Raw genomic sequence first — 15,913 nt, 5'->3', positions numbered from 1 at the left:
GCATGCAGCTGGCCGAGCATCCCTGGTCGGACGTGCCGCCGAACTCGGGTTCACCGACGTCATCACCCACTGGCCGCGACAGGACACGGTCTACGTGGGTTCACGTGAAACCCTCGAGACGGTTGCGACGGATGTGATTCCGCGGCTGCGGTGAAGCTTCGGCGAACCGTCACCTGCGGTTGGCCCGCCCGCAACCCGGGGGCACGAGAGTGAAATGTCCCCAATGACGTCCCTTCCCCCGGGAGTTCTCGTGCTGCGTACCCGTTCCGTCCTCGCCGGCTCACTCGCCCTGGCTGCCACCGTCACCGTGCCCGGTGTGGCCGCGGCCGATCGGGGCGGCGTGCCGGACGACCGATCCGCTTACACCTTCGCGCTGATCGGCGACGTGCCCTACGGCGCGACGCAGATCGCGAAGTTCCCCAGCTGGATCAAGCAGATCAACGACGACCGCGGGGTGAGCTCCGTGGTGCACGTCGGCGACATCAAGAACGGTTCGAGCGTCTGTTCCGATGAGTACTTCGCGATGATCAAGCAGAACTTCGACGCCTTTCGGATGCCGCTGATCTACACCCCCGGCGACAACGAGTGGACCGACTGCCACCGCCAGAACAACGGCGCCTACAACCCGCTCGAACGCCTAGCCAAGCTGCGCTCGGTTTTCTTCGCCGAGCCGGGCAAGAGTCTCGGGCAGAAGCAGATGAACCTCACCTCCCAGGCGTCCCAAGGGTTGCCGGAGAACGTGCAGTACCGCATCAAGGACGTCTCGTTCGCGGCGATCAACGTGCCGGGCTCCAACGACGGCATGCAACCGTGGAGTGGACTGGGGTACACCGCGCCGACACCAGAGCAGACAGCGGGCTACAAGCAGCGCACCGCCGGTGCAATTTCGTTGCTCCGCAGCACGTTCGCCGACGCCAAGCGCCGTGGTGACCGAGCCGTGGTGGTGATGCAGCAGGCCGACATGTTCGACCCGACCTACACCCCGACCCCCGATGACATCAGCGCGTTCACGCCGTACGTGCAGGAGTTGGCCAAGCAGGCTCAGGGTTTCGACGGCCAGGTGTACCTCTTCAACGGCGACAGCCACATCTACGACTACGACGAGCCGCTGGCAGCCGGGTCCAAGTGGCTGAATACCTACGGCGTCGCGGGTTCGGTCGACAACCTGCAGCGTGTCACCTGCGACGGTTCCAACAACAACAAGGACTGGTTGCGGGTCACGATCACCAAGAAGGGCTCGCCGAACACACTGACCTGGCAGCGGGTCGCCTACGCCGGCTGAACCCGATGGAGGATCGGTGCCGTTCAGGCGGCACCGATCCTCCGTCGACGGGGCGCCCGTGCGCCATAGGGTCGAACCATGCGTTTCGGCATCACGATCCTCCCCGAGCACCCCTGGTCCGAAGCCAAAGAACTGTGGCAGCAGGCCGAGGGCTACGGCTTCGACCACGCCTGGACCTACGACCACATCACCTGGAGCGGGCTGCCCGACGGGCCGTGGTACTCGGCGACCACGACCCTCACGGCGGCGTCGACCGTCACCGCGCTGATGCGGCTGGGCATGTTCGTCGCCTCGCCGAACTTCCGCCACCCCGGCGCGTTCCTGCGGGAGATCACCGCTCTCGACGACATTTCCGGCGGACGCTTCCTACTGGGTCTCGGCACGGGCGGCGATATCGATGCGCGCATCCTGGGCGGGCCCGAGCTGACGATGAAGCAGCGAGTCGACCGCTTCGAGGAATTCGCGCAGGTGCTCGACGTGCTGCTGACCAACGACAAGGTGAGCCACGAGGGGGAGTTCTTCACGATCGACGGCCTGGCGACCGCCCCCGGGCCCCGGCAACGGCCGCGCACCCCGTTCATCATGGCGGGTAACGGGCCACGCTCGATCCGCATGGCCGTTTCGCTCGGGGCCGGGTGGGTGACCACCGGCATCAAGGGCGAAGACCAGGACGACTGGTGGGCCTCTCTGAAGGACCTCAGCGGCAAACTCGACGCGGCGATGGAGAAGGCCGGGCGCGACCCGTCGGGTTTCGGGCGCTTCTTGAATCTCGATGCGGGACATCGGTATTCGTTGGAGAGCGCGGCGCTGTTCGAAGACACGGTGGGCCGGGCGGCGGAGCTCGGCTTCACCGATGTCATCACCCATTGGCCGCGTGAGGACACCGTCTACGTGGGTTCACGTGAAACTCTGGAGACGGTTGTGACAGACGTCATCCCTCGGCTTCGTTGAGACTCAGGTCGGCGTTTCACCCGCAACCGTCGGCGTCTTACCGGGCGGGTAGGTGCCGAAGCCGGACGGGGGCGCCTCACCGTCCTTCACGCATACGGAGCCACCGGTATTGGTGCCCGTGCCGGTCACCGGATACTCGCCGTCCGAGCAGGGCCTCTCGGTCCAACAACCCGTCAGCACACTCGACCCCAACAACGCAGCGGCGATCGCCACGAACACTTGACGCATGGTTTCCTCCTGCTCCCCGAGATGCGCCGATCATGTCGCATCCGCGTCGATTTTCAAGGCAGCCCCGCGCCGCTGGCACCATGGACGCCGTGAACATCCCCGAGTCCGGCGTGCACATCGCCTTCATCGGATCGGCGTTGTGGGGACTGGTCGCGGGCTTCGTGCTGTACGCCGTCCTGCGGCACCGCTGAGAAGAGAACATGTGGAAACAGGTGGGTCGGCGCGCAATCGCGCCGACCCACCTGCTCAGGACCAGAAGACCGGCTTGCCGCCCTCCGACGAGTACGGACTCTTGTCCTGGCCGTCGTAGCGCACCTTGGTCAGCTTCTTGCCGGGGAAGAGCACGAAGACCAGGCACGAGCTCGCGGTTGTGCCGTTCTGGACAGTTTCGGGCAGCTCGGCCATGGCGCACTTGTCGAAGGCGTAGCTCTTGTCTCCCCAACCGACCTTCGCCGACGCGGAGCTGTCGTAGCCGGTCTGGTCGATCGAATCCAGCGAGAGGCGCTCGGGCACCGAGTTCTCATCGCCCAGATTCTTGGCGGCCGCCGCGTCGACCGCGTCGTACCGCACGGTGTACCGCACGAAGTACGCGGTGGCCCCCGACGGGTAGTCGAAGTCCTCGATCTCACGGATCTTCGCCAGGTCGTCTTCGCTGCCCTGTTCCGGCTGCTGCACCGTAATGGTCGAGCGGTACTTGCCTTTGTCGATCGTCGTGCGCTCGAAGGTGCCGGCCGTGCCGAAACGTAACTGCGACCCCGGTGGGGTGGTGCCGTCACTGTTGTGTGACGCCTGGGTGCTCGAACCGGTCGACGTGCCCGATTTGATGGAGTTCGACGTGGTGGAGCTGGACCCGATCGTCTCGCTCGACCCGCCGCAGGCGGCGAGAACGAGGCTGGAGGTGAGTGCGATGCCGAGCGCTGCCGTCCGCAGTGGTGTGTTCATTGGTTGTTTCTCCTTTGAGTGGTGTGAGCGAAGTACCTCGACACTCACCAGACGGTGACCGTGAGTCCGACGACCCGGTCGCCGCATGGGCAGGTCTTCCCATGCCACGGCGGGAACCGATGACCACCCGACACCGTCGTCGGCCACGCTCACAATGGCTCGCTCGCGTCTGGACCAGGGCTGGCCAGAAAGAGATCGAGATTTCGCGCAGCCTGCGGCCGCTGGCACCATGACCGGGTGAGTTCCGGCGTCCACATCGCGTTCTACCGCTTCGTCCGCATTGACGACGTTGATGCGGTGTGTGCCCGTCTGCGCGCGCTGGCCGACGGTCTGCTCGGCACGATCCTGGTCGCCGGCGAGGGAGTCAACGGGATGCTGGCCGCGTCGGCCGAGCAGATCGCGACCTTCCAGCAACGCGCCGCCGCCGACGAGGTGCTCTCGAGCGCGTTCGCCGCAATGACCTACAAGCAGACCGCCTCCGAGCGAATCCCGTTCTCGCGCATGATGGTCAAGGCCAAGCGGGAGATCGTCCCGCTGGGCGTCGACGGGCTGGACATGCCGGCCAGGGTCGATGACGTCGCCGCGACCGATGTCCCGCCGCAGCAGTGGCGAGAACTCATTCGGCGCGACGACGTCGTCGTCCTCGACAACCGCAACTCCTTCGAGTTCGAGGTCGGTCGTTTCCGCGGAGCGGTCGACCCCGGAGTGGTGAACTTCCGCGATTTCCGCGACTTCGTCGAACGACACGCTCCGGAGTGGAAGGCCGAGGGCAAGCAGGTCGCGATGTACTGCACCGGCGGCATCCGCTGCGAGAAGTCGAGCCCCTGGATGCAGGACCTCGGCCTGAAGGTGCACCAGCTGCAAGGCGGAATTCTCAACTATTTCAAGGAGATTCCGGACGCGGACGCCGACTTCGACGGTGAGTGCTTCGTCTTCGACAACCGGGTCACCCTCGACACCAACCTGCGCGACGTCGGTCGCCAACGCTCCGACATCGACGGCTGAGCGTGCCCACCCGTCGAAGCGTGTTGGCTTCGTCCGCGGCTGCTTCGCTTCTGAGGGCGCCCCACTCGCCGACCCCGGAACGTTTCGCCGCCGGGTTTCGTCGCAGGCCCGGGCATCAGCCAGGATGGTGCCGACCAGGGAGGGTGAAATGGCAGAACTCGTCGCGCGTTCGTCGCGCGTCATCGAGGCCAGGTTGCAGAAGTCGTCGGTGCGTGCGATCAGCGGGTCGATGGTTTCCTACCAGGGCCAGGTGCAGTTCAAGAACGCCGGATTCGGCGGTGGCGCAGGCGTATTGGCCGGCCTCAAGCAGAAGGCGACCGGTGAGTCGCTGACCTTGATGGAGTGCGCCGGCGACGGCGTCGTCCAGTTCGCCGTCAACGCGCAGTACGTCACCGTGCTGCCGCTGAACAACGAGACGATGCAGGTCGAGAGTCGCCAGATCCTGGCGCTCGCGGGCAACCTCAACACCAACGTCCAGTTCGCCGGAGTCGGTGGGATGAGCAGTGGGCAGGGCTTGTTCACCACGACCGTCAGCGGCACCGGTCAGGTCGCGCTGCTGAGCGCGGGCGGCCCGCTGATCCACCTTGAGGTCAACCCAAACCTGCCGCTGGTCGTCGACCCGGACGCGTTCGTCGCGGCCAAGGGACAACTGCAGCAGTCGTTCGTCACCGACGTCTCCTGGCGATCCGCGGTCGGGCAGGGCGGCGGCGAGGCGTTCTCGCTGCGCTGGCAGGGCCAGGGCGTCGTCTCCATCCAGCCGGCGGAACGGTGATCGGCATGTTCGAGAAGATCAACAGCAAGGTCGTGAAGGCCGACCTTGGGCGTACCGGTCCGATCGTGTCGCGCCGCGGTTCGATGCTCTTCTACTCCGGCCAGGTGCACTTCGCGCCGCACCAGATCCCGGGCGCCGGCGGCGCACCCGGGGGCATGGGCGCGATGGTCGGCTCCATGATGCGCAGTGAGCACGAGCGGACGATGATCGCTCAGGGCAACGGCCAGGTGCACTACGGATTCCAGGGGCTGGCACTGCACGTCATCGACCTGCCGCAGGGCGGACAGGTCACTGCCGACATGTCCCGGATGCTCGGTTACACCGCCGGGATGCAGGCGTCCATCGTTTCGACCCAGTCCCAGCAGGGCGGCGGAGGCGGGCTCCGCGGAGCACTTCGCGGGGCAGCCACCGGTGCGCTCACCGGCAACGGGATGTTCACCACCCAACTCAGCGGCGTCGGTGCGGTCGTGCTGGTCGCTCACGGCGAACTCATCGAGATCCCGGTCGGCAACGGCCCGGTGGTCGTCGATCCGCAGGCGTTCGTCGGCACGGTCGGCAACGTCCAGACCCAGCTGCAGTCGGCGATGAGCTGGCGGGACGCGGTGGGTCGTGGTTCGGGTGAGGCGATGCAGTTGCAGTGCAACGGTCAGGGAGTCGTGCTGGTGCAGGCATCGGAGGAGAAGCTGTGAGCAATGTTCTGAATCCCGGTGTGCTGCAAGGCAACGACAACATCCCGGGCAACGAGTACGCGTACTACTTCACGCTCGACCGTCCCTGGTTCATGAGCAAGGGCGCGATGATCGCCTACTACGGTCAGGCGAGCTTCCACGCGCTGACCGCGGGCATCGGAGCGGGCCTGCAGCAGATGGTCGCCGGCACTTTCAGCGCCCCGATGTACCAACAGGACTTCGTCGTCGTCGAGGGCCAGGGCACGCTGATCATCGGCGACCGTGGCTACACGATCAACAGCTACGACCTGGACGAGGGCAACCTCACCGTCCGCGCGTCCAACCTGCTCGCGTTCGAGCCGGGTATCCAGCTCAACCAGTCGATCGTGCCCGGCTTCCTCACCCTCATCGGCACCGGCAAGTTCCTCGCGTCCTCCAACGGACCGGTGATGTTCGTCGAGCCGCCGCTGCGCGTCGACCCGGAGGCACTCGTGGGCTGGGCCGACTGCCCGTCCCCGTCGCTGCACTACGACCAGAACTGGGTCAACAGCTTCATGTCGTCGGGCGCGGCGATGCTCGGCATCAACTCCGGTGAGGAGCGGCAGTACGACTTCACCGGCGCCGGCACCGTCCTGATCCAGAGCAGCGAGAAGGTCGTTGACGACCACCACGTGGTGCGCAACATCGAGCAGCAACTGCCGCTCGTCTCGCCGGCTGGCTTGGCGATGTTGCAGCAGCGGATCACGGCGCAGCAACAGCAGCAACACCGCTGACGTCGGTGCGGAAAGGGCTCGACGTACCCTGACGGGTGACCGACCGCACCCGTTTCGGCATCGCGCAGCGCCTCGTCGCGCTGGTGACGATCGTCCTTGCGGCCGGGCTCATCGCCGCCGGTGCGACCACCGGACGGTGGTCGAGCAGGCGTCACAACGGTGGTCGAGTAGGCGTCGGAACGGTGGTCGAGCAGGCGTCGGAACGGTGGTCGAGCAGGCGTCGGAACGGTGGTCGAGCAGGCGTCGGAACGGTGGTCGAGCAGGCGCCAGAACGGTGGTCGAGCAGGCGTCACAACGGTGGTCGAGTAGGTGCGGAGCGTTAGCGGAGTGCCGCGATCGAGACCACGTGAGTTGTCCTCGGGCGCAACTTCTTCGTGGCACGCCGCTGCAGGATCTTGCTCAGGTCGGCCGACGGACGGTCGATGATCACCGTTGATCTTTCGTGCCCCCCGGGTCCCGGATCTGGTGCGTGCGCAGCTGGGGGACTTCGCGGCGGGCGCGGGCTCTCGACCGCAGTGGCGGCAGACTCTCACCGCAGGTCGAAGGAGTGCCCGTGGCTTTGAGCGTGGGCAGTCTCTGCGTGGCAGTCGACACCACCACCGGTCGCCGGTTCGACCTGTACCGCGTCGAACGACGCTGAGCACCGGGCGGTCGTCATTGCGGCCACTTTCCTCCCACCACGGGTGTAGTGGAGGCTGAGCTGGACGGGACCTCGAGCGTCGGGGAGCGACTCCTACGCTGACGTCCCATGAGTTCGAGCACGACGCAGCCGGTGACGGCCTCGGTCATGCCCACGGTCATGGCTGGCATCGTCTGTGGGCTCGTCGGTTTCACCTCCTCGTTCGCCGTCGTGCTGACCGGGCTTCGCGCGGTCGGTGCATCGCAGGCGCAGGCAGCCTCCGGACTCATGGCGCTCTGCCTGACGATGGGTCTGGGATGCGTGCTGTTCAGCTGGCGCCTGAAGATGCCGGTCACCATGGCGTGGTCCACGCCGGGTGCCGCGCTGCTCGCGGCTGCGGCCGCACCGCACGGCGGATTCGCTTCTGCTGTGGGCGCATTCATGGTCTGCGGCATCCTGCTCGCGCTCTGCGGGCTCATCCGCCCGCTCGGTCGGCTGGTCGAGTCGATCCCGGCCCCGCTCGCGTCCGCGATGCTCGCCGGGGTGCTGTTGCAACTGGTCATCGAACCGGTGTCCGCCGTCCAGGCGGACCCCTGGGCGATCGGACCGGTGATCCTCACCTGGTTGGTGCTCACCGCGCTCGCTCGCCGATGGGCGGTCATCGGTGCGCTGCTCGCCGCGTTCGTGGTGATGGCGGTGCGCGGCGTGTTCGGACATCTCGATCTGTCCAACGCCGCACCCAGCCTGAGTTTCGTTGCACCGCAATGGGACACGGGAGCCATGTTCGCGATCGCGATCCCGCTGTGGATCGTGACGATGAGTTCGCAGAACATCCCGGGCATCGCGGTGCTGTCGTCCTTCGGTTACAAGCCGGGTATGCGAGGTCCGCTGCTGTACACCGGCGGTGCATCGGCGGTCGGTGCGCTCGCGGGAGGTCACGCGATCAACCTCGCCGCGATCTCCGCCGCGCTCGCGGCGGGCCCCGAGGCGGGACCGGACCCGAAGCGCCGGTGGGTCGCCGGAATCTCCTGTGGGCTCACCTACCTCGCGTTCGGCCCGCTTGCCGGACTGGTGTCCGCCGTCGCCGTCGCGGCCCCGAAGGGGATCGTCGAGACCATCGCCGGACTCGCGCTGATCGCCACCTTCGCCGCTGCTGCCTGGTCCGCCCTGGCCCAGGAGAGCGCACGGGAAGCCGGTGCGATCGCGCTCGTAGTGGCGGCGTCCGGCATCACGATCGCCGGGATCGGTTCGGCGTTCTGGGGGTTGGTCGCGGGGCTGGTGTTGTACGTCGTGCTGCGTCGCCGGCCGGCCTGACTACCCTCGGGTGAGTGAGCCGAACCGTCGAACTTGCCCAGCAGATGAGCGACGACCTTCGTTCGTTGCGCCGCGACTTGCACCGCATCCCGGAGATCGGCCTGCGGTTGCCGCTGACCAAGGCGCGGTTGCTCGAAGCGCTCGACGGTCTGCCGATCGAGATCCACCTGAGCGACAACCTCGACTCGGTCGTGGGCGTGATCCGTGGCGGTGCCCGCACCGACGGACCCGTGGTGCTGCTGCGCGGCGACATGGACGCGTTGCCGGTGCAGGAACTTCACGAATCCGATTACTGCTCAACGCATCCCGGGGCCATGCACGCGTGCGGGCACGACATGCACATCGCCGGTCTCGTCGGTGCAGCCCGCATCCTGTGCCAGCTGAAGGACGAACTGGCCGGTGACGTCGTCCTCATGTTCCAGCCCGCCGAGGAAGGCCCGGGCGGTGCCGAGCCGATGCTCAATGAGGGTCTGCTCGACATCGCCGGACGACCTGTCGAGGCGGCGTACGCGATGCATGTCGCCTCCGCCACCTTCCCCAAGGGCACCTGGTGGACGACCCGCGGCGCCTGCATGGCGGCGGCGGAAGACGTCCACATCGTCGTCCGGGGCGCGGGTGGTCACGGCTCCCAGCCGCAGGTCGCCCTCGACCCGGTGCCGGTCGCCTGCGAGATCGCGCTTGCGATCCAGACCGCCGTCACGCGCCGGTTCGACGTCTTCGACCCGGTCGTGGCGACCATCGGACGCATCGCGGCGGGCACGAAGTCGAACATCATCCCCGACACCGCCGAGCTCGACATCACCTTGCGGTCGCTGTCCCAGGAGTCGCGAAAGCGTTTGCGCGAGACGGTGATCCGTCTGGCCGAGGGAATCTCGCAGGCGCACGGTCTGAGTGCCGAACATCAGGTGGTCGAGTCCTACCCGCCCACCGTGAACACCGATGCCGACTACGACCTGGGGCGGCAGGTGGTCACCGACCTGTTCGGCGCGGACGCCTACGTCGAGCGCGAGGAGCCCGAGATGGGCGCCGAGGACTTCTCGTTCGTGCTCGAACGCGTCCCGGGCGCCTACTTCTTCCTCGGCTGCTGCCCGACGGACGACCCGAAGACGGCCGCCGACAATCACTCCCCACGGGCAGCGTTCGACGACGACGTCCTGTGGCAGGCGTCCGCCTGGCTCGCCGAGATGGCCCTGCGCCGCACTCAGCAACTACGCCCTTGGTCAAGGAAACGGGTTGCTACCGCGACCAGTTCTCGAGCCTCGACAAGTGGTCGCTGTGACGATCGGAAACTTTGACTACGGGGGTAGAGGTGTTCGGTCGGGAACGCGGGCCAATGGGCAGAGCGTTCCGCCTAGAGTGGGGAACCAAATGGGGGAAGCCCCGCACGCAAGCGTGACGAGAGAGGCAATCCATGTCCGACCTTGACCTCGGCGGCCAGCCGACCAAGCCCACCCAGACCGCGACGAGCGCACCCGGCGGTGAGGGACTCGTCCTCGAAGCGCCCGCTGCGGTCGCCGTCGTCGAGGAGAGCCAGGCGGTGCAGGCCGTCCCGGTGAACGCCGAGGCGCAGTCCGAACTGGACAAGAAGGCGCAGGCGTACGTCGAAGACCTCACCAGCATGGACATGAAGTCGCCGGCCTTCACCGAGAAGGTCAACTCCATCGTTCTCATGGGTGACAGCGAGATCCGCAAGAGCTCCGAGGTCTCCAACCGGATGCTGCAGCGCCCGGCCGCCCAGGGCGGCAAGGACTCCGCGCAGGGCAAGGTGTCGGGAACGCTGGTCGACCTGCGTCGCACGATCACCGATCTCGACCCGAACCGTGCGGACCTCAAGGGCGCCAAGAAGATCCTGAAGTGGATGCCGGGCGGCAACAAGATCGAGAACTACTTCATGAAGTACCAGTCGGCGCAGAGCCACCTGGACTCCATCATCCGCAGCCTCGCCAGCGGCCAGGACGAACTGCGCAAGGACAACGCGTCCATCGACGTCGAGCGCACGAACATGTGGAACGCCATGCAGAAGCTGGGCGAGTACAACCAGCTCGCAACGGCGCTCGACAAGGCCGTTGAGAGCAAGATCGCCGGACTCGAGGCCGAGGGCCGCACCGAGGACGCGCAGATCATGAAGTCGGACGTGTTGTTCGCGGTGCGCCAGCGCCGGCAGGACATCATGACCCAGATGGCCGTGGCGGTTCAGGGCTACCTGGCGCTCGACCTCGTCCGCAAGAACAACGTCGAGCTCATCCGCGGCGTCGACCGCGCCCAGACCACCACGGTCGCGGCGCTGCGCACGGCGGTCATCGTCAGCCAGGCGCTCAGCCAGCAGAAGATCGTCCTCGACCAGATCACCGCGCTGAACTCCACCACGTCCAGCCTGATCGAGAAGACCAGCGAGCAGCTGAAGACGCAGGGCGTCGAGATCCACGAGCAGGCGGCGTCCAGCACGATCGAGATCGACAAGCTGCAGCGCGCGTTCGACAACGTCTTCCAGACGATGGACGCGATCGACACCTTCCGCTCGCAGGCCACGCAGAACATGGCGACCACCGTCCAAGCGCTCGAGGGTCAGGTGCAGCGCGCCAAGCCGTACCTGGAGCGTTCGTTGCGCAACCAGGGTGTGGACGCGACGACCTCGGCGCAGTTCCAGCCGCCGCAGCAGCGCCCCGGAATCCCGAACAACATCCAGCAGCAGGGTCCGCGGCAGGGCGAGCAGCCGCCGTACCCGCACCAGGGCGGAAACCAGTAAGTGGGGCTCCTGTCACGACTGTTCGAGCCCGGCCAGAACGGTCAGGCTCAAGGCGGTCAGGCCGCGCGCGGTTCGGTGATGTCGGACCGCGCGCGGGCGCAGTCCCAGCGAGGTGGCCGGGCGGTCGACACCACCGCGCCCGCGCCGCCGCCCAAGCCGGAAGGGGATGACGTCCCCTCATTGCTGCGGCACAACCAATCGCTGGTGCTCGAGATCAACCGGAGCGCTGCGCACCTGCCCGGGCTCGGCGTCGTGCTCGCGCGCTCGGTCACCGACACCGTCCGTACCGTGCTCACCTCGCCCGAAGCGAACATGCTCGACATCTCGGTGCGGGTCGCGATCTTCGGCGTGCTGACCGACTACCTGCCCAGCACCATCCGGACGTACGTCGGCGCGTCACGCGCGGCGGCCCCGGGTTCGCCGGAGATGGCCGCCGCCGACGATCAGTTGGTAGAGCAACTCACCGCGCTGCGCCGCTCCGTGGGTGAGTTGGCCGAGGCGAGTCGGATGCGCGATGTGCAGGCGTTGCAGGTGCACGGGCGCTTCCTGGAGTCCAAGTTCGGTCAGTCCGACCTCGACCTCTGACCCGAAAGTCCGCAGGACGCGCGGGTCAACTCACCGATCCTGCGGACTTACGGGGGTCAGGTGGTCCAGGGCGCGAGGGCGTCTGCCTCGGCCCGCAGTCGTTCGGCCCGCTCATGCTGTCCGAGGCGCTCGCACGATGCGGCCTCTGCTTCGCGCAGATCGACCTCGGTCTCGATGATGAACTGCACTTCGTGCGGAGTGAGCTCGTGCCGTGGGACGTCGGTGGCGCCGGCCCCGCTCGGTGATTCCTCGATCGACCCACCGCGATCGTCCGCAGGCACCGCTGCGGCGTTCTGCAGCGCGGAGATGGCGGCCCGTAACGCCATCACGGCGGGCTGATCGCGGTCGTGCATCGCCTCGTTCAGTGCGGCTCGTAGCTGGGCCAACGTCTCCTCGAGTTCCATGCACCCATGGTGTCGCCTCGGCGCTTGTTCGTTGCGCAAACGAGTCACGTGGACTTGCGAACGGGCACCCATGTCTGTCTTGAATAGATGCTTCAGGCACGACAACTGCATCGACGGACGACGGGGGCACTTTGTGCTACCGCCGACGAGGAGACCGATTCATGAGTTCATCGACACCGCCATCGACCACCACCGACAGTCCGCCGGGGGACGGCAAGAAGCGCTTGGTGGAGGCGCCACGGGTCTTCTGGCCGGCCGCGATCATTCTGCTGTTGTTCGTAGCTGCCGCGCTCATCATGCCGAGCCAGATGAACGACGTGCTGACCAAGGCGAACGACACGGTCGTCCGCGATCTCGGTTGGTTCTACGTCATCACCGTGACCGGGTTCGTGTTCTGGGCACTCTGGCTGGTGTTCTCGCCGATGGGCAACATCGTCCTGGGTAAGCCCGAGGACGATCCGGAGTTCTCGCTGCCGTCATGGTTCGCAATGCTGTTCGCCGCCGGCATGGGCATCGGCCTGGTCTTCTGGGGCGTCGCCGAACCGCTCAACCACTTCTCGTCACCGCCGCCCGGCACCGGCACCTCCGAGCCCGCCAGGGCGCGCGCCGCGATGGACACCACCTTCCTGCACTGGGGCCTGCACGCCTGGGCCATCTACGTGGTGGTCGGTCTGTCCGTCGCCTACGCGGTGCACCGCAAGGGACGCAGCATCTCCATCCGTTGGGCGCTCGAACCGCTGCTCGGTGACCGGGTGAAGGGCTGGCTGGGTGACGTCATCGACGTCCTCGCCGTCGTCGGCACCCTGTTCGGCGTCGCCACCTCGCTCGGGTTCGGCGTCTCGCAGGTCGGCGCCGGCCTGGGACACCTCGGCGTCGCTGAGACCGACGACTCCGGCACGGTCAGCACCTGGCTGCTGGTCGCGCTCATCATCGGCATCACCGCCGTCGCGACGATCTCGGTGGTCACCGGCGTCGACAAGGGCATCAAATTCCTGTCGAACCTCAACATGGGCGTCGCGGGACTGCTGATGCTCATCGTCCTGGTGTTCGGACCCTCGATGTTCCTGATGGCTGACTTCGTGCAGCAGCTGGGCTCCTACCTGCAGAACTTCCTCTCACTCAGCTTCCGCACGCTCGCCTTCGAGGGCGACGCCGGCAAGGACTGGCTGTCCGGTTGGACGACGTTCTACTGGGGTTGGTGGATCAGCTGGTCACCGTTCGTGGGCGTGTTCATCGCCCGCATCTCGCGCGGACGCACGGTGCGCGAGTTCGTAGCCGGCGTCCTGCTCGTCCCGACCCTGCTCGGGTGCCTGTGGTTCGCGATCTTCGGCGGCTCCGGTCTGCACCGCGAGATCTTCGGCGATAAGGGTCTGATCAAGGACGGCAAGGTCTCGACCGACCTGGCCATGTTCCAGTTGCTCGACGGACTGCCCGCTTCGACGCTGCTCAGCGTCATCGCGATCGTCCTCGTGGTGGTCTTCTTCGTGACCAGCTCCGACTCCGGTTCGTTCGTGGTCGACATGATCGCCTCGGGCGGCAACCCGAACCCGCCGGTGTGGAGCCGGGTGATGTGGGCCTCGCTCGAGGGCGGCATCGCCGCAGCCCTGATCCTCACCGGTGGAGCGGGAGGCGAGGGCCTCGCCGCACTGCAGACGATGGCGATCCTGGTCGCGCTGCCGTTCAGCATCGTGCTGATCCTGATGGCGATCTCGACCGGCAAGGAGCTTGTCGGCAAGCACGCCGAACTCGTGCACGGTCGCCGTCGCCGGTTCGAGAAATCGATCCGCGACGAGATCCGCAGCGAGTTCGATGCCATCCGGCAAAACCCCAACCGGGGAAGCGACGCCGGCCGTCGCTGAGCGACTCACCACGACGGACGCGTCACCGGTAGGTGGCGCGTCCGTCGCTTTCCCAACCACCCGCGCAGGCCACCGACGACCCATCGTCCGCGTCTCCCGATTAGGGTGGCGAGCGTGAGTCCGATGGCGAAGGGGGCCAATGTCGCCCTCACCCGTGAAGTGCCCGGCCTGAAGGGCCTGGTCGTCGGCGTCGACTGGGACGCCGGAGCCGAGCGTTTCCTGCACGACAGTCTCACCCTGCTCACCGTGCTCTGCGGCAGCGACCGCAAGGCACTCAGCCAGGAGCACGTCGTCCACTTCAACCAGATGGTCTCGGCCGATCTGTCCACTGGACACGTCGCCGACACGATGGGCGACGACGACGAGCAGGTCGAGGTCGATCTCAGCGGCGTGCCGGACGAGGTGCAGCGCATCGTCTTCGTTCTCTACGTCAACGAGGGCGGCGGCGGACGCCGGACGCTCGGCCAGTTGCGGCGCCTGGTCGTCCGAGTGCTCAACCTCGACGGCGGAGCATCCGTGGTGACCACGAACGATTTGGTCCCCGGCCTGCGCGGCGAGACCGCGCTGTCGCTCGTCGAGCTCTACCGCCACTCGGGCGACTGGAAACTGCGGGTGCTCGGCGCCGGCTACTCCGACGGGCTCAAGGGAGTCGCGCGCGACTTCGGGGTCAACCTGTGAGCGACTTCGGTTTCCTTCGGGCCCGTCGCCGCGAGCAACCGCAGGCGGCGCCGCGACCGGCATCGAACGGTTCGAGCGCCTCACCGGTCGCCGACTTCCTGACCGGACGCGCGGCGCGCCCGGGCCGTGATGCCCCTTCAGTCCAGTCACCGGTCGCCGATCGGCCTGCAGCGCAGTCGAATCCGCTCGACCTGTCCCGCCCCGAAACTCCCGCACCCGCACCGTCGCCCCCTCAGCCACAGGCCTCGTCCGCCGGAAGGAACCCGCTCGACCTCGGCGGATCGGACCCCACCCCGCCGAGCCGGCCGTCTGCGCCGCGCTCCAACCCGCTGGACCTCGGCGGATCCGAGCAGCGGGTTGAGCAGAGGGTCGAGCCGCCGAGCAGAAACGCGCCCGTCCCGACGAGCAACAACCTGCTCGACCTGTCCGGTCCGTCCGGATCGGCGCCGGTGCGGGCTTCCACCGGAAGGTTCGCCCCCTTGGTCAACCACGAACTCGGCCTCCCCACCCTCGACGAAGGAGAACGACGCATCCTCACGGTCGAGGACCCCGTCGTCCACCTCACCCGTATGCAGTCGTCCGCAGGCGCGTTGGAGTTCACCGCTGCGACCGCGCAGCCGAACCAGTTGCTGCTGGGCTGCCTGTTCGAGACCGTCGACCAACGTGAGTCGATCGTGCTGCCGGGCATGCGTCCGCAGGGTCCCGACCCGCACAGTCCGATCTTCCGCTCGACCACCCAGGGCGTCACGATCAACCTGCGCGGGATCAAACGTGCCGCGAGATTCTTCGTCATCGGGCTGCCGCAGACGTCCGACCGGTCGATGCCCGGCGGTACCTTGGTGGTGCAGACCTACGGGGGGTCGCGGTTGGAGGTCGTTCTCGACCGTTCGGCCACCTTCGGGGCCAAGGCGCTGATCACCGGTTACGTCGTGGAAGGAAGAATCGTGCTCCGAGCGGAACACGACCCCTTCAGCGGAACGTTGCAGCAGGTGGCCGGCGTCTACGGATACGACCAGATGACTTGGCGCGATCCGTTCACGCCACTGTTCTGAAGACTTCAGGACCGTTCGAACGACCATCAGGCATC

Annotated in this window: 16 protein-coding genes; 13 read left to right on the top strand and 3 right to left on the bottom strand. The window is 67.0% G+C overall.

All coding sequences use genetic code 11. From position 1 onward, the window contains the following. The first annotated feature begins 223 nt into the window (after positions 1 to 223). Both MF407_RS14380 and MF407_RS14375 read left to right on the top strand, forming a co-directional pair. A complete protein-coding gene (locus MF407_RS14380; RefSeq protein WP_239702710.1) occupies positions 224 to 1,282 on the top strand; it encodes a metallophosphoesterase in 1,059 nt (352 codons plus the stop codon). A gap of 78 nt (positions 1,283 to 1,360) precedes the next feature. Beyond that, entirely contained in the window at positions 1,361 to 2,233 is an 873-nt protein-coding gene (locus MF407_RS14375) for an LLM class flavin-dependent oxidoreductase (protein ID WP_239702709.1), read from the top strand. Between the two features lie 3 nt (positions 2,234 to 2,236). Here MF407_RS14375 and MF407_RS14370 read toward each other — a convergent pair whose 3' ends face one another. Next, positions 2,237 to 2,461, bottom strand: coding sequence for a hypothetical protein (locus tag MF407_RS14370; protein ID WP_239702708.1), 225 nt, complete (start codon positions 2,459 to 2,461; stop codon positions 2,237 to 2,239). 246 nt (positions 2,462 to 2,707) lie between these two features. Beyond that, positions 2,708 to 3,403 (bottom strand): hypothetical protein, encoded by a 696-nt coding sequence (locus tag MF407_RS14365; RefSeq protein WP_239702707.1) that lies wholly within the window; start codon positions 3,401 to 3,403, stop codon positions 2,708 to 2,710. 237 nt (positions 3,404 to 3,640) lie between these two features. Here MF407_RS14365 and MF407_RS14360 point away from each other — a divergent pair, with 237 nt between their 5' ends. From MF407_RS14360 to MF407_RS14325, 8 genes are all read left to right on the top strand, one after another. Beyond that, positions 3,641 to 4,408, top strand: a complete 768-nt coding sequence (locus tag MF407_RS14360) for a rhodanese-like domain-containing protein (protein WP_239702706.1) — start codon at positions 3,641 to 3,643, stop codon at positions 4,406 to 4,408. A gap of 148 nt (positions 4,409 to 4,556) precedes the next feature. Further along, positions 4,557 to 5,180 (top strand): AIM24 family protein, encoded by a 624-nt coding sequence (locus tag MF407_RS14355; RefSeq protein WP_239702705.1) that lies wholly within the window; start codon positions 4,557 to 4,559, stop codon positions 5,178 to 5,180. Between the two features lie 5 nt (positions 5,181 to 5,185). Beyond that, the gene (locus MF407_RS14350; protein WP_239702704.1) at positions 5,186 to 5,869 is read left to right on the top strand and encodes an AIM24 family protein; all 684 of its coding nucleotides are present in this window, start codon (positions 5,186 to 5,188) and stop codon (positions 5,867 to 5,869) included. Then, on the top strand, positions 5,866 to 6,621 hold the full coding sequence (locus tag MF407_RS14345; RefSeq protein ID WP_239702703.1) for an AIM24 family protein: 756 nt from the start codon (positions 5,866 to 5,868) through the stop codon (positions 6,619 to 6,621). The genes MF407_RS14350 and MF407_RS14345 overlap by 4 nt, the downstream gene beginning before the upstream one ends. Before the next feature lie 748 nt (positions 6,622 to 7,369). Next, positions 7,370 to 8,554 (top strand): benzoate/H(+) symporter BenE family transporter, encoded by a 1,185-nt coding sequence (locus tag MF407_RS14340; RefSeq protein ID WP_239702702.1) that lies wholly within the window; start codon positions 7,370 to 7,372, stop codon positions 8,552 to 8,554. 14 nt (positions 8,555 to 8,568) lie between these two features. Continuing rightward, on the top strand, positions 8,569 to 9,849 hold the full coding sequence (locus tag MF407_RS14335) for a M20 family metallopeptidase (protein ID WP_239702701.1): 1,281 nt from the start codon (positions 8,569 to 8,571) through the stop codon (positions 9,847 to 9,849). Positions 9,850 to 9,965: 116 nt separating this feature from the next. Further along, a complete protein-coding gene (locus tag MF407_RS14330) occupies positions 9,966 to 11,300 on the top strand; it encodes a toxic anion resistance protein (protein WP_129626295.1) in 1,335 nt (444 codons plus the stop codon). Continuing rightward, a complete protein-coding gene (locus MF407_RS14325) occupies positions 11,301 to 11,885 on the top strand; it encodes a hypothetical protein (protein WP_239702700.1) in 585 nt (194 codons plus the stop codon). Between the two features lie 56 nt (positions 11,886 to 11,941). Here MF407_RS14325 and MF407_RS14320 read toward each other — a convergent pair whose 3' ends face one another. Then, positions 11,942 to 12,289, bottom strand: a complete 348-nt coding sequence (locus tag MF407_RS14320) for a hypothetical protein (RefSeq protein WP_239702699.1) — start codon at positions 12,287 to 12,289, stop codon at positions 11,942 to 11,944. Between the two features lie 161 nt (positions 12,290 to 12,450). On the opposite strand from MF407_RS14320, the gene MF407_RS14315 reads away from it, so the two are divergent. The 3 genes from MF407_RS14315 (at position 12,451) to MF407_RS14305 (ending at position 15,878) form a co-directional block, all read left to right on the top strand. Further along, positions 12,451 to 14,148, top strand: a complete 1,698-nt coding sequence (locus tag MF407_RS14315) for a BCCT family transporter (protein WP_239702698.1) — start codon at positions 12,451 to 12,453, stop codon at positions 14,146 to 14,148. A 123-nt stretch (positions 14,149 to 14,271) separates the two neighbouring features. Then, positions 14,272 to 14,826: a TerD family protein gene (locus MF407_RS14310; protein ID WP_205744774.1), complete on the top strand. Its 555-nt coding sequence runs from the start codon at positions 14,272 to 14,274 to the stop codon at positions 14,824 to 14,826. Further along, positions 14,823 to 15,878, top strand: coding sequence for a hypothetical protein (locus tag MF407_RS14305; protein ID WP_239702697.1), 1,056 nt, complete (start codon positions 14,823 to 14,825; stop codon positions 15,876 to 15,878). Before MF407_RS14310 ends, MF407_RS14305 begins: the two co-directional genes overlap by 4 nt. Positions 15,879 to 15,913 lie beyond the last annotated feature (35 nt).

The sequence above is a fragment of the Yimella sp. NH-Cas1 genome (assembly GCF_022359705.1).
GTDB classification, from domain to species: domain Bacteria; phylum Actinomycetota; class Actinomycetes; order Actinomycetales; family Dermatophilaceae; genus Yimella; species Yimella lutea.
This window is presented reverse-complemented; position numbering and strand designations above follow the sequence as displayed.

Bases quoted from the DNA above. Each gene is read 5' to 3' on its own strand.
- MF407_RS14370 (WP_239702708.1), bottom strand. From the start codon at position 2,461: ATGCGTCAAGTGTTCGTGGCGATCGCCGCTGCGTTGTTGGGGTCGAGT.
- MF407_RS14350 (WP_239702704.1), top strand. From the start codon at position 5,186: ATGTTCGAGAAGATCAACAGCAAGGTCGTGAAGGCCGACCTTGGGCGT.
- MF407_RS14320 (WP_239702699.1), bottom strand. From the start codon at position 12,289: ATGGAACTCGAGGAGACGTTGGCCCAGCTACGAGCCGCACTGAACGAG.
- MF407_RS14315 (WP_239702698.1), top strand. From the start codon at position 12,451: ATGAGTTCATCGACACCGCCATCGACCACCACCGACAGTCCGCCGGGG.
- MF407_RS14365 (WP_239702707.1), bottom strand. From the start codon at position 3,403: ATGAACACACCACTGCGGACGGCAGCGCTCGGCATCGCACTCACCTCC.
- MF407_RS14355 (WP_239702705.1), top strand. From the start codon at position 4,557: ATGGCAGAACTCGTCGCGCGTTCGTCGCGCGTCATCGAGGCCAGGTTG.
- MF407_RS14380 (WP_239702710.1), top strand. From the start codon at position 224: ATGACGTCCCTTCCCCCGGGAGTTCTCGTGCTGCGTACCCGTTCCGTC.
- MF407_RS14330 (WP_129626295.1), top strand. From the start codon at position 9,966: ATGTCCGACCTTGACCTCGGCGGCCAGCCGACCAAGCCCACCCAGACC.
- MF407_RS14310 (WP_205744774.1), top strand. From the start codon at position 14,272: ATGGCGAAGGGGGCCAATGTCGCCCTCACCCGTGAAGTGCCCGGCCTG.
- MF407_RS14375 (WP_239702709.1), top strand. From the start codon at position 1,361: ATGCGTTTCGGCATCACGATCCTCCCCGAGCACCCCTGGTCCGAAGCC.
- MF407_RS14340 (WP_239702702.1), top strand. From the start codon at position 7,370: ATGAGTTCGAGCACGACGCAGCCGGTGACGGCCTCGGTCATGCCCACG.